Here is a 12,347-nt window from a genome sequence, read left to right on the forward strand (position 1 = left end):
CACCACAGGTGGGGCCGGTGGTCGCTAGACCAGGGCGGCCATGGCGATCCCGGCGTCGTCAAGAGCCGTCTTGACCCTGAGCCGCAGCTCCCTGGAGACCTCGGCCTGCGCGGCCGGCACCGTCTTGGCGGAGATGCGGAACACCAGCGAGCTGTCGGAGAGCTGCTCGACCCCGAACACCTGCGGAGCCTCCACGATCTTGGACTCGCGGAACTCGGTGTCGGCCCAGATCTCCTCGGCCACGTTCTCCAGCACCGCCCGCACGCTCACCAGGTCGGCGTCGTAGGGCACCGGCACGTCCATGTAGGCCCGCGACCAGCCCTGCGACTCGTTGCCCACCCGGGTGATCGTGCCGTTGCGTACGTACCAGACGCGGCCGTCGACGTCGCGCAGGCGGGTGATGCGCAGGGTCACCGCCTCGACCGTGCCGACCGCGGGGCCGACGTCGATCACGTCGCCGACGCCGTACTGGTCCTCCAGCAGCATGAACATGCCCGCGATGAAGTCCTTGACCAGCTCCTGGGCGCCGAAGCCGACGGCCACGCCGAGGATGCCGACGCTGGTCAGCAGGGGCGCGATCGGGATCGTCAGCCGGTCGAGCACGGTCAGCACCGCGGTGCCGAGGATGACGACCGAGGCGACGCTCTTGAGCACCGACCCCATCGTCTCGGCTCGCTGACGCCGCCGCTCGTTCAGCAGCGCGTCGACGCCGCCGACCGTGACGCCCTTGCGGAACCTGCTCGTGAGTGAGCCCCCCATGGCCGCGCGGTTGACCACCTTGGTGATGACGCGGTGAGCGACCTTGCGCAGCACGAACCCGAGGAACAGGATCAGGATGATGGTGGCCGCACTGGCCGCCACCTGCCCCCAGATCGCGTTGTCGAACCACCCGGCCAGCCAGGAGCACAACACTTCGTTCTGGCAGGTTCCGGCCATTTGCTGAGTCACCTGGTCCAGGTCCAGGAAGTCCGTGGGCGGCGCTGTGGGCGATGGCGACGGTGTCACCAACACGTGGTGGATCCCCCTCCGGAAGCGGTTCGGCCAACTGTTTGGACCGATTCGATCCAAAAATACAGCCGACCGAACCGCCCGCCGTCACATCACGCCGGGGAAGACGGGGACGCCGGCTCTCTGGGCCGCGGAGGGAGAGAGGCGGCGCCCCGATGACGGACGGCTCGGAACGGGACACACACCCGGAAGCATGTCCCGTGCCGGTTCCGTGAGGGATCGGGATCCCCCGAACACCCGCCCGGCGTGCCGGGCGAGCGGCTTGGTTCCGTACGGCGCACCGGCGCCGTACGGAGGTCTATGGAAAGGGCGCCGGCCGGAACCGGCGGAGTGACCAGAGGCCCGCCATGCGCGAGACCCTCCGCACCGGCCACTCCGCCGGCTCCTTCGAGCCGCCGCGGGTGTGGTGAGCCGTGGTGGCTGCGCTCCACCCGGTTCACCACGTCGTCACTCCCCCACGGCGGCGAGCACGCGGGCGACCTTCGTCGCCGCACCGGCCGGGTCGTCGGCGGTGTGCATCCGCTCGCCCCAGGACCAGCAGTACCACCAGTCAGGGATTCCGGACGCGTCGGCCGGCCGGCAGCTGACGTTCTCGGACAGGCTCGTCGCGTTCGGATTGATGACCCGAACGAACCTGCGTCCGCTCTGCGTCTGGACCACACGTGCGAGCAACCCTCGGGCGCCGAGCTCGGACACGAGACGCTCCAGAGGTTCGAAGTTGTCGTCCCCCACCGTTCGTCCTCCCTCAGGAATCGTTGCTGGTGCGCCAAAGATGTCTCAAGTCAAGGGCGGGCGCAACGACGGCCACATGCTCACAGGCTGTCGCTTCTCACTCATGGGATGTAAGAAACAGTCCCTCGGAGGACGATCCTTAACCGTAAAGTGAGTCGTGGCGTTTCCAAGACGTCCTCATTGCTTCATCATCATGGGTAGGCGCACAGCAACCCGGGGGCTACGCTGAGTCACCAGTTGCGGACCGGTCGAGACATGCGTGAGAGGGGCCGGGATGTCCGGCAGACAGCACAAGGAGACAGAGATCGCCCGGCGGATCCGAGCCAAGGGCCTCGCCGCCCAGCGGACGTCGGCCCAGATCGCCGACGAGATCCACGAGGCATGCTCCGCCCATTTCAGCACGACCCGCATCAAGTCGCACCGCCTCGCCCACGGCATCGCCCTGGCGGACGTGATCGAACAGGTTCGAGCCCTGTTCGAACGCGACTCCAAACCGACGCCGGGCATCGGCGAGACCCTCCTGTCCGCGTACGAGAGCGGGCTCAAGCGCCCGGGGCCCGAATATCTGCACTACCTGTGCACCGTCTACCGGGTCGAGCCCGCCGCGCTCGGCTATGACGGCCCGTGCATCTGCGGCAACAGTCACCGCGCGACGCCGAAGCTCGCCGAGCAGGTGCTCGAGCGGCCGGCGCTGCCGGCCGAGCGCGAGCGGCTCCACCCGTCGGTGGACAGCGTGCCCGACGCCGAGGAGGACGAGAACATCCTCCGCCGCACCCTGTTAAACCTGCTGAGAGCCGACACCGCCTTCTCCCAGCAGCTCGACGGGCCGATCCTCGGCGCGTGCGAGGGCATCAGGCGCCGGATGGACGAGACGCTCGTCGCGGCCACCGTGTCCGCGGCGATGCTCGACCAGTGGGAAGAGGCCACGATCAGCTTCGGCCGCCAGTACACGACCACCGCGCCGCTGCGGCTGCTGTGCGACGTGCTGCTGGAGTTGAGCGCCGTACGCACCGCGATGTCCCGCCGCCAGCCCATCGACCTGCAGGAACGCCTGTGCAGGATGGCCGCGCAGCTGTCCGGGCTGAGCGGCATGATCCTGATCAACCTGGGCGACCACCGGCTGGCCCGCTCGTTCTTCCGCACCGGGCGCACCGCCGCCGACGAGACCGGCGACCGCGCGCTGCGCGCCTGGATCTGCGCCCGCGAGTCGCTCGTCCCCCTCTACTTCGGTGACGCCCGCGAGGCACTCAACCTGGCGAAGAAGAGCCGCGACCTGGCCGGCTCCACGCCGTGCCCGGCCCAGGCCATGGCGCCGGTCGTCGAGGCCAGGGCGCTGGCCATGCTGTCGGGCGGCGAGAGCAAGAAGGAAGTCGTCGACCAGGCCAAGCGCGCGCTGGCGCGGGCCAGGAGCGCCTTCTCGCACATGAAGACCGAAGACCAGGAAGACGTCGCCTTCGGGTACACCGAGCGGCAGCTCTACTTCTACCAGGGCGACGTCCTCACCAAGCTGGGCCAGACGATCGAGGCGGAGGTGGTGCTCGACCAGGCGCTGACCAAGTACGAAGACCACATTCTCGACCAGACGCTGATCAGGCTCGACCAGGCCCAGTGCCGCCTGATCGACGGCGACGTCAAGGAGGCCGTGGTCATCGGCACACGGGCGCTGTCGCTGGTCAGCGACGAACATCTCACCGAGCTGATCGTGCGCCCCGCCATGGCGCTGGAACAGGCCATCATGGCGAGCGATCCGAATGCCCCAGGACTCGACGCCTACCGGGCCGAGTTGCGCCGGTCGCGGAGGCCGCAACTGAAAGGGGGCGGTGCATGAAACTGGCGATCAGACGTTATCGCTGGTCGGATCTCGACACCATCCTCGCGCTACACCGGATCTGCCTCGCCGAGGTCGGTCTGGTCCCCGGAGACGGGGTCTACTACGACGACGACTTCCCCCGCATCCAAGAGGTCTACCTCGCCTGCGGGGGCGACTTCCTGGTCGGGGAGGTCGGCTCGCGGGTCGTCGCCATGGGCGGCCTGAAACCCGTCGACACCGACACCGCAGAGGTCTGCCGGCTGCGGGTCCACCCCGAGTTCCAGCGCCGTGGCTTCGGCGCGGCCATGCTCGCCGCCCTGGAGCGGCGTGCGGTGGAGCTCCGTTTCAGCTGTGTCAGAGGCGACACCACGCTCAACCAGCAAGCCGCCCTGACCCTGTACGCGCGCCAGGGCTGGCGCGAGCTGTCCAGGCAGCGCGTCGGCGACCTCGTGGTCGTCTACGGAGAAAAACGCCTGATTCCGCCCGCCGTCGTCGAACGGTAGGCAACGACGGCCCCACCTTCCCCCTCCATGGGGCCGCTCCCGGCGTGACGTTTCCCGCCGATCTCCCTCGTCACCGACAGTGACGGCATTCGCGGCTGTGCATCCTGGAATCCCGCGTGAAAGGTGTGTACTTTCCCGCGTGGCGGACGGCCACGGATAAGGAAGTACGAACCCGCGGGTGAGGCTCTTACCACCCGGATGTAGAGGAACATCACCGACTGCTGGCTGTACATCTCCGGCTGCGAATAGTAGTGCCATGCTTTTCTCATGGCAGTCGTGCCCGCTCCCCGCCCCCTTCTGGGAGCCGTGCTTCTGTTGTTCGTCAGCGCCGCGTGGGGGTCGGCGTTTCCGCTGATGAAGGACCTCATCGAGCGTTTACCGGTGGAGGACCTGCTCGCCGAGCGCTATCTGCTCGCCGCGCTGACGCTGCTGCTCATCAGGCCGCGCTGCCTTCGGGGGTTGTCACGCCGGACGTGGATCAACGGGGCCCTGCTCGGGGTGATGTTCGGGGCCGGGCAGACCGGTCAGGCGGTCGCGCTCGGCAGCCTGCCGTCATCCGTGTCAGGGTTCGCCGTCGGGTGCAGCGTGATGTTCACGCCGATCCTGACGCTCGTGTTGTTCAAGGCGAGGGTGCCCCGGCGTATCTGGGCGGGGGTCGTGCTGGCGCTGGCCGGGATGACCTCGTTCACGCTGCTGAGCGGCGTGGAGGAGCACGAGTTGTCGGTGCTCGCGCTCGTCGTGACGCTCGGCGCCGCCGCGCTCTACTCCGGGCACACGATCATGCTGGCGCAGCTGTCCAAGCGCTCCGGGGGCTTTCCCGCGTACGCGCTGACCGTGATCCAGCTGTTCACCATCGGGCTGTTCACCGGCGGGGCCGCCGTGCGCGACGGGATCGACCTGCCGACGAGCCTGCCCGACTGGACGATTCTGGCTCACCTGTCGGTGGTGTCGTGCGCGCTGGGCTTTCTGGCACGTTCCTACGGGCAGGCCCACGTGCCGGCGGTGCCCAGCCAGGTGCTCATGTCGTCGCAGCCCCTGTGGGTGGCGGCGATCGCGGTGATCTGGTTCGGCGAGCGGCTCGGCTGGAGCATGGTGGTGGGCGGTCTGCTGATGGCCGGGGCGATGCTGCTCGCCCTGCCGTCCAGGACGGCTGCGCTGGGCACGGCACGCGAACGCGGGCGGCGCGAGCTGCTCACCGTCGCGGGCCGGGCCGCGAAGGCACTGGCCGACGTGCGGGTCAAACGCAGCGATGCGCTGCGGCCCGAACGCGGGCCGGCACCGTATCTCGTCAAGAGCGCCTGCGTGCACACCGAGACGTGCCCCTGGCACGCCCACGCACTCAAGGGCGGCACGGAGCCCAGCCTGGAGCGGCTGATCGAGCGCGCCACGCGCATCGTGCGCGCGAAGAACCCTCCGTCGCCGGGTTGCTGCCAGTCGGCGAACCCGCCGGGGCCGGGCTGCTGCCAGTCGGTCACGCTGCTCGGGCGCTGCCTGTGCGACCTGATGGAGGAATCGGAACGGGCCCCCGCGAGCAGCAGGGGGCGCTGGTTTCGCTCCCAATAGGTTAGATGAGCCATTCAAAAGGCAAGGGGTTTTTATCCATTTCCCTCCCACTTAGTCGCTATAAATCTTGATATTCGGCGGGGTGACCCAATAATGGGAAAATATCGAGAGTGGAGGGGAACATCATGAAGCGCATCGTCGTCCGCAAACCCGGAACCGCGAGGCTCGCCGGCGCCTCCAGCGTCATTCACAAGGGGTGACCGGGTTCCATCTCACGGTCCCGGGCGAACCGCCCGGCGCGCCGGAGGCCGCGCGGCTGCTGATCCCGTTGATAGACGGGCATCGCGGGCCGCGCGGCCCCTACACCGTCGCCGCCGCCCTCCTGCGTCATCTGGCGCCGCGGGCATGCGAACGGTCCCCTGAACTGGTGGCGGCCCACGACATCGAGATCAGGGCGGCGGCACCGGAGCTGGCGGCGATCGTGCCTGTCACGCGGAGCACGATCGAGACGGGGCTGCCGGAGGACGAACGCATTCTCGTGCCCGCGCCCCGCCGTACGCTCCGGCTGGCCAACGGGCTGGCGGAGTTCTTCCGCGAAGCGGTGCCGCCGGGGTCGGCGATCACCGTGTGCAACGGCGCGCAGGCCGACCCGACGGACACCGAGCTGCTCGACGTCATGATGCGGCGTATCCCGCCCGCGACGCTCGCGATCACGGTGTACGCCGGCGGCCCCGAGCCGCCGCCCGACACCCGCGACGCCGACGAGCTGTGGGCGCTCGTCGACCGGTGCGTGCGCGAAGGCTTCCTGCACGCCGCCGCCGAGCTGGGGGAGCACGGAATGGCCCGGACGGATCCGGGCGGCCCGCGATGGTGGCGTTTCGCCCAGCGTACGGCGACGGCGCTCGGCGGGCTCGGCCGTACCGAGGAGGCCTGGGCCGTCTGGGACCTCGTCCGGGTGAGCAGCCAGGACCCGGCGATGCACGCCGCCGCCGCGTACGGCACCGCCATGCTCGACGCCCGTCACCCGGACCCCGCCCGCCGTGACCTGGTCAGGGCCAGGGGCTGGGTCAACGAGGCGATCGCGATCTCCGGTCTGCTGCCCGACCCGGCCGAGCGGGCTTTCAAGCTGGGCTTCGACCGCAACGGCCTGGCGCTGATCGAGCTGCGCCAGGGCCGGCTCGACGCCGCGCTGGCGCTGGTCGAGTCGGCCATCGAGCTGGCGGGCGAGCTGGGGGAGCGGCATCCGCTGCACCGGATGGTGCTGCTGGCCAACCGGGCGCAACTGCTGGCCGCGTGCGGGCGCGCCAAGGAGGCGCTGGACGACTACGCGGCGGCCATCGCCGTCGATCCAGGCTTCCCCGACCACGTCCTGGAACGCGGCAACCTGCTGTTCCGGCTGGGCCGTCACGACGAGGCGCTGGCCGACTTCGAGCAGGCCATACGGGCCGGGCCGCCGCTGCCGGAGGCGTACTACAACCGGGCGGAGGTCCGTACGGTGCGGGGGGACGACGAGGGCGCGCTGGCCGACCTGGCGTACGTGATCGAGCTGGACCCCGGCTACCTGGACGCCTACATCAACCGCGCCGGGCTGCTGGCCGCTTCCGGGCGTGACGACGAGGCGCGCGCCGACGTCGAGACCGGGCTCCGGCTCGCGCCCGGCAATCCGCACCTGCTCACGGTGCTGGGGCAGCTGGAAACGGAAGCGGGCCGGTTCGAGGCGGCCGGGGCGGCGCTGGACGAAGCCGTGGAGCGCGACCCCGGGCTGGCCGCCGCGTGGGGGAACCGGGGCGTGCTGCGGTACGCCACCGGTGACCTGCAGGGATCGGTCGAGGACCTGTCACGGGCGGTCGAGCTGCAGCCCCAGGCCGACCTGTACGCCAACCGGGCGGTCGCCCTGCGCTCCCTGGGGCGCGCCGCGGACGCCGAGGCGGACGAGCGGCGGGCGGCACAGATGTCCTGATGGGACCATTGACTGCATGAGGGGGCGATTGGGGCGGGCCGCCGTGGTGTGCGCCGCTCTCGGGGTGTGGTGGTGGGCCACCGTACGGCTGGCGTGGGCGGGCGTCGGCTGCGCGGACTGGGGCTGTCTGCTGCCGGCCGTCGGGCTGCTGGTCCTGCTGAGCGCGGCCGCGGTCGCCGGGTCGGCCGTCGCGCTGGAACGCGTGGGCGTCCGCCCGGGCCGGCGGGTCGCGCTGACGGCCGCCGGAACGCTGCTGATCTTCCGGCTCGCCGCCGAGTCGCTGCCGTCGTGGACCTCGACGCTGGCGGACGCGGCCGCCTACGGAACCGCCAGCGCCGGCGCCGGAGCCCTGGCCGCCTTCATGACGCAGCCGGACGTGACCCGCGGCCGGCGCCTTGCGGCCCTCGCGGCGATCCTGGCCCTCCTGCCCGCGGCCCTCGCGTTCTCGATCGCCCGCTCCGGCCTGTGACGGTCTTTCACCGGGTGGGGACGAGGAGGGACTTGCCGGTGATCTTGCGTGCCTCGATGGCCGCGTGGGCCTCGGCCGCCGACTCCAGGGGGTACACGGCGCCGATGACCGGGCGCAGGCGGCCGGCCGCGGCCAGCTCCAGGGCCGCCTCCGACAGGTCGCGCAGGCTCCCCGGCGGCCAGGTCACCGCCGTCACGCGTGGCTCGGGCACGGTCATGGCGCCGCCCGCCATGCCGTGGGCGGCGAACCTTCCACCATCCTTGAGCAGGGCCTGCGCCGCCGCGCCGATCTCACCGCCGACCCCGTCGAAGACCAGGTCGAGCCCGCCGGTGGCGGCGCGTACGACGTCCGTCCAGCCCGGGTCGGTGTAGTCGACGGTCAGCTCCGCGCCGAGGCTCGCGGCCAGGTCGCGCTTGGCCGGGCTGCTCGCCGCGCCGACCACCCGGGCCCCGGCCTCCCGGGCGAGCTGCACGAGCAGGCTCCCCACGCCGCCACCGGCCGCCTCCACCAGCACCCACTCGCCAGGACCCGGAGCCGCCGCGCGCGTCAGCCCCACAGCGGTACGCCCGTCCGCCAGCAGCGCCACCGCCACCTCCGAGGACAGCCCACCGGGCACCGCGATGACGTCGCCGGCCGCGGCGACCGCGCGCTCGGCGTACCCTCCCAGTCCGCCGAGCGTGGTGACCACGCGCGCGCCCACGAGGGCGGGGTCCACGCCGTCGCCGGCCGCCGACACCGTACCGGCCACGCCGTTGCCCAGGACGGCGGGCAGCTCGGCCCGCCGCGGCCCCCGGTCGGCCCGCAGCTGGGTCTCCACGAACGTGATGCCGGCCACCTCCACCTCCACGAGCACCTGCCCAGGGCCGGGAACGGGGTCGGGGACCTCCTCCACGACGAGCGCCTCGGGGCCGCCGTACCGCCTCAGGACCACTGCGCGCATGCGACACCTCTCAAATCGGAGCGATCTACTCCGATCACCTTATCGGAGCGTTTCGCTCCGCGCTATCCTGGACCGCATGGGCACACGCGGCAGGCAGGCCGAGGCGAGACGCAACGATCTCCGCCTGCTGACGGCGGCGCACGAGGTGTTCACCAGGCAGGGGTTCGACGCGCCGGTGTCGGCCATCGCCAGGCAGGCCGGCGTCGGCATGGGCAGCCTCTACCGCCGCTACCGCACCAAGGAGGAGCTGCTCCAGCGCCTGTGCGTGATCGCCATGGAGCGTACGGTCGAGGCGGCCGAGGCGGGGCTCGCGCACGCCGACCCGTGGGAGGGCCTCTCGCTCTACGTACGCACGTGCGTGACCGACCGGTCGGGCGCGCTGGCGCCGGTCGCGGGCACCATCGAGGTGACCGACGAGATGTGGCGCACGGCCCGCACGTCCGAGGAGACGGCCGAGCGGCTGGTCGCGAGGGCCCACGAGGCGGGCGTGCTCAGGCGCGACGTGACGATGCTCGACATCTCCCTGCTCATGGAGCAGTTCAGCCGCCCCGCGCCCGGCCCGCCGAGCCCGGAGCACGACCACGTCAGGCAGCGGCTGCTCGCCATCGCCCTCGACGGGCTGCGCGCGCCGGGGGCGACCGCGCTGCCGGGCGAGCCGCCGACCCCGGAGTGGTACCGATCGCGCTGGGGCGACGCTCCGTAGCCACTACGGTGGTGGCCGTGGGCTTCAACGAGCTGATCGACAGGCTTGATCACAGTGCCAGCGTCCAGGCGGCGGGCATCAGCCGCGGCTACGGCGGGCCGCCCCTCCGTGAGGTGAGCGTCACCGCGGGCCTGACCCGTCTGCGCTGCGCCTCCCTGCTCAAGCCGCTGTACGCCTGGGTGAGCGCGGCCCGCGTGCCCGGCGCGCGCTGGCGCGACCTCGCCGAGCCCGCCGTCGTCGTCTCCTCCAACGCCGACACGATCGGCCTGTGGCTCGGCGTCGGCCCCCGCGTCATCCTCGACGACCTGTGCGAACGCACCGGCGTGCGGTGGGGGCTGCCCAACGGCGACCCCTCCAGGTTCGGCTCGGTCGAGGTCACGGCCGCCGAGGTGGCCGCGGCGTACGCGGTGTTCGCCCAGGCCGCCGCCGCGGGCGACCCGGCGGCCTGCGAGGTGCTCGGGTGGATGCGGCAGGTGAGCGACTCACAGGCGTTCGGCGCCCGTGAGGTGACGGGCTCGCCGGAGACCGCCGTCAAGTGCGGCTGGTACGGCGCTCCCGACGAGACCACCCTCCGTACACACGTGATGGCCCTTCCGCCGCGCACCGGCGCCAGGGTCACCGTCATCGTCGCGATGACCGCACTGCCGTACACGGGCGCCCGCGACCGGGAAACGTACCGGACCAACGTGACCCAGGGCCTGTCGGTCGAGGACGAACACGAAAAGGTCGCCGGCGAGGTCCTGCGCGGCCTGATGTCCACAACCCTCGCCGAACTGGGACACCGGTAACCCGACCCGTCGGACCCGTCGACGCGCAGACCGGTCGCAACCGCAGACCGGTCGGACCTGCAGACCTGCAGACCGGCCGGACCCGCAGACCGGTCGGACCTACAGACCGGCCGGACCCGCAGACCGGCCGGACCCGCAGACCGGTCGGACGTGCAGACCGGTCGGACCTACAGACCGCGTCGAACCCGCAGACCGGTCGGACGTGCAGACCGGTCGGACCCGCAGACCCGTCGGACCCGCAGACCGCGTCGGACGCGTCGTACGCGTCCGACCGGTTCTACGTGGCCGGCCAGTCCGGTCCGTCGGATGACCCGGCCGGCCCGGCATCTCCACCCGTCCGACCCGGCCACACTCCCGCCCGGCCCGCCGGATGCGGGCACCTCGGCGCCGGCAACGCCGTCCCCTCACCCCGGCCCTCAGCCCACGCAGCCGGGCACACCTCCGCCGGGCCTCAGCCCGTCCGGCTGGTCCGGGCGTGAGTATGATCTCGGCGGGTCGAGGTCGGCATGCGGGTTCGCGGGTGGAAGGGCGGGGGTTGCCGTGAGGGTCACCGTGCTGGGTGGCTGCGGGGCTTGGCCGGCGGCGGGGGAGGCGTGCAGCGGGTACCTGGTCGAAGAGGATGGGTTCCGGGTTCTTCTCGATGTCGGGTACGCGACTCTGCCACGGTTGTTGCACCACGTACGGGCTGCCGAGGTGGATGCGGTGCTGGTCACCCACGGTCACCCCGATCACTGCGCCGATCTCCATCCGTTGCTGCGCGCTCGCGTGCTGGGCGACTCGACGGTGGCGCCGCTGCCGGTTCACGCCCCGCCTGGCGCGCTCGACGCCGTTCTGGCTCTGGACGGGCCGCGCATGCTGGCCGGCGGGTTCGTCGCGCACGACCTGGCGCCCGGTGCGCCGCGCGAGATCGGCCCGTTCCGCCTCGACGTGTTCGACCTGCCGCACCACGTCCCCAACGCGGGGCTCCGGCTGACCGGCGCGAGCGGGCGGGTGCTCGCGTACACCGGCGACACCGGCCCCTCACCCGACCTTCTCGCGCTGGCCAGGGACGCGGACCTGTTCCTCGCCGAGGCGACCTACCCGGAGCGGGTGCCCGAGGAGGACGCCCCGTACCTGTCCACCGCGCGCGAGGCCGGCCGCACCGCGGCGTCGGCGGGCGCCGCGCGGCTCCTGCTCACCCACCTGTGGCCCGACACCCCGGCGGAGCCCGCCCTTGCGGCCGCCGCGGCGTCCTACGAGGGCGAGCTGTCGGTCGCCGCGCCGGGCGTCACCGTCGACCTGGGCTGAGGTCGCCGCGCAACCCGTCGGGGAAGGGCGCGAAGTACGTCTGATCGCGTACGTATCCGCCGGCCTCACCCGTGGCGTGCCGGCGCAGCGACGCGGCGGCCTCGTCCAGCGGCACGCGGCCCGCCTGGTAGGCGTCGATGGCCCGCAGCGCCTGTGCCCGGCGCGCGGGGTCGAGCCCGAGCATGCCGAGGCAGTGCTGCAGCACGTTGACGTTCCTGCCGACGGTGACGGGCGCGGCGAGCGCGCGCCGGAACACCGCCGTGTACTCGGCCGCCACTGCGCCGCGCGGCCGTGTCCCGGCGGCGGCCACCACGCGACCGGCCTCGCGGTAGAGCACCGGGTCGTGGGCGAGCAGCTGCATCTTGTGCCGCGCGTGGAAGACGACCAGATCGCGCGGCAGCCAGTCGCCCTCCAGCAGCGTACGGAGCCGGGCGTGCGCGAAGACCCGCTCCAGGAAAGCCTCCCGCGGCGCCGGGTCACGCAGCCGCCGCACGTCCTCCTCGTGCAGGCACCCGTCGGCCGGCGGGCCGGGAACCCAGTCCACGTACGGGGTGAGAGCGTCGATCAGGTCGCCGCCCTCGTCCAGCAGGCCCGCACGGATCGCCAGGCGAGGGCGTCCGGTCGTCCCGCGATGGACGGTCACA

At 71.9% G+C, this 12,347-nt stretch carries 12 protein-coding genes; 8 read left to right on the forward strand and 4 right to left on the reverse strand.

Going from position 1 to position 12,347, the window contains the following annotated elements; genetic code table 11:
* Window positions 1-24 precede the first annotated feature (24 nt).
* Window positions 25-936: a mechanosensitive ion channel family protein gene (locus tag ACIBP6_RS05820; protein WP_397049128.1), complete on the reverse strand. Its 912-nt coding sequence runs from the start codon at window positions 934-936 to the stop codon at window positions 25-27.
* A 519-nt stretch (window positions 937-1,455) separates the two neighbouring features.
* Window positions 1,456-1,740, reverse strand: a complete 285-nt coding sequence (locus ACIBP6_RS05825; protein ID WP_132614672.1) for a hypothetical protein — start codon at window positions 1,738-1,740, stop codon at window positions 1,456-1,458.
* Between the two features lie 274 nt (window positions 1,741-2,014).
* Here ACIBP6_RS05825 and ACIBP6_RS05830 point away from each other — a divergent pair, with 274 nt between their 5' ends.
* The 5 genes from ACIBP6_RS05830 to ACIBP6_RS05850 all read left to right on the forward strand — a co-directional run bounded on the left by ACIBP6_RS05830 (window position 2,015) and on the right by ACIBP6_RS05850 (window position 7,985).
* A complete protein-coding gene (locus ACIBP6_RS05830; protein ID WP_397049130.1) occupies window positions 2,015-3,568 on the forward strand; it encodes an XRE family transcriptional regulator in 1,554 nt (517 codons plus the stop codon).
* A complete protein-coding gene (locus ACIBP6_RS05835; protein ID WP_397049132.1) occupies window positions 3,565-4,053 on the forward strand; it encodes a GNAT family N-acetyltransferase in 489 nt (162 codons plus the stop codon). The genes ACIBP6_RS05830 and ACIBP6_RS05835 overlap by 4 nt, the downstream gene beginning before the upstream one ends.
* Before the next feature lie 267 nt (window positions 4,054-4,320).
* Window positions 4,321-5,616 (forward strand): DMT family transporter, encoded by a 1,296-nt coding sequence (locus tag ACIBP6_RS05840; RefSeq protein ID WP_397049134.1) that lies wholly within the window; start codon window positions 4,321-4,323, stop codon window positions 5,614-5,616.
* Between the two features lie 196 nt (window positions 5,617-5,812).
* Window positions 5,813-7,516 carry a tetratricopeptide repeat protein gene (locus ACIBP6_RS05845; protein WP_397049136.1) on the forward strand — a complete coding sequence of 568 codons (1,704 nt, stop codon included), beginning with the start codon at window positions 5,813-5,815 and terminating at the stop codon, window positions 7,514-7,516.
* Between the two features lie 16 nt (window positions 7,517-7,532).
* Entirely contained in the window at window positions 7,533-7,985 is a 453-nt protein-coding gene (locus ACIBP6_RS05850; protein WP_397049138.1) for a hypothetical protein, read from the forward strand.
* Between the two features lie 7 nt (window positions 7,986-7,992).
* On the opposite strand, the gene ACIBP6_RS05855 is transcribed toward ACIBP6_RS05850, so the two are convergent.
* A complete protein-coding gene (locus ACIBP6_RS05855; protein ID WP_397049140.1) occupies window positions 7,993-8,925 on the reverse strand; it encodes a zinc-binding dehydrogenase in 933 nt (310 codons plus the stop codon).
* A 76-nt stretch (window positions 8,926-9,001) separates the two neighbouring features.
* Between ACIBP6_RS05855 and ACIBP6_RS05860 the strand changes: the two genes are divergently transcribed.
* From ACIBP6_RS05860 to ACIBP6_RS05870, 3 genes are all read left to right on the forward strand, one after another.
* The gene (locus ACIBP6_RS05860; RefSeq protein WP_397049142.1) at window positions 9,002-9,628 is read left to right on the forward strand and encodes a TetR/AcrR family transcriptional regulator; all 627 of its coding nucleotides are present in this window, start codon (window positions 9,002-9,004) and stop codon (window positions 9,626-9,628) included.
* Window positions 9,629-9,645: 17 nt separating this feature from the next.
* Window positions 9,646-10,416 carry a hypothetical protein gene (locus ACIBP6_RS05865; RefSeq protein WP_397049144.1) on the forward strand — a complete coding sequence of 257 codons (771 nt, stop codon included), beginning with the start codon at window positions 9,646-9,648 and terminating at the stop codon, window positions 10,414-10,416.
* 306 nt (window positions 10,417-10,722) lie between these two features.
* Window positions 10,723-11,703, forward strand: coding sequence for an MBL fold metallo-hydrolase (locus ACIBP6_RS05870; RefSeq protein ID WP_397049146.1), 981 nt, complete (start codon window positions 10,723-10,725; stop codon window positions 11,701-11,703).
* Here the strand turns inward: ACIBP6_RS05870 and ACIBP6_RS05875 are convergent.
* Window positions 11,684-12,346: a YbgA family protein gene (locus tag ACIBP6_RS05875; protein ID WP_397049148.1), complete on the reverse strand. Its 663-nt coding sequence runs from the start codon at window positions 12,344-12,346 to the stop codon at window positions 11,684-11,686. The genes ACIBP6_RS05870 and ACIBP6_RS05875 overlap by 20 nt on opposite strands.
* Window position 12,347 lies beyond the last annotated feature (1 nt).

Source organism: Nonomuraea terrae (genome assembly GCF_044465245.1).
Classification (GTDB): Bacteria; Actinomycetota; Actinomycetes; order Streptosporangiales; family Streptosporangiaceae; genus Nonomuraea; species Nonomuraea terrae.

Excerpts from the sequence above, each read along its gene's own strand:
- ACIBP6_RS05820 (WP_397049128.1), bottom strand. The coding sequence starts at position 936 with ATGGCCGGAACCTGCCAGAACGAAGTGTTGTGCTCCTGGCTGGCCGGG.
- ACIBP6_RS05830 (WP_397049130.1), top strand. The coding sequence starts at position 2,015 with ATGTCCGGCAGACAGCACAAGGAGACAGAGATCGCCCGGCGGATCCGA.
- ACIBP6_RS05835 (WP_397049132.1), top strand. The coding sequence starts at position 3,565 with ATGAAACTGGCGATCAGACGTTATCGCTGGTCGGATCTCGACACCATC.
- ACIBP6_RS05840 (WP_397049134.1), top strand. The coding sequence starts at position 4,321 with ATGGCAGTCGTGCCCGCTCCCCGCCCCCTTCTGGGAGCCGTGCTTCTG.
- ACIBP6_RS05850 (WP_397049138.1), top strand. The coding sequence starts at position 7,533 with ATGAGGGGGCGATTGGGGCGGGCCGCCGTGGTGTGCGCCGCTCTCGGG.
- ACIBP6_RS05855 (WP_397049140.1), bottom strand. The coding sequence starts at position 8,925 with ATGCGCGCAGTGGTCCTGAGGCGGTACGGCGGCCCCGAGGCGCTCGTC.
- ACIBP6_RS05860 (WP_397049142.1), top strand. The coding sequence starts at position 9,002 with ATGGGCACACGCGGCAGGCAGGCCGAGGCGAGACGCAACGATCTCCGC.
- ACIBP6_RS05870 (WP_397049146.1), top strand. The coding sequence starts at position 10,723 with ATGACCCGGCCGGCCCGGCATCTCCACCCGTCCGACCCGGCCACACTC.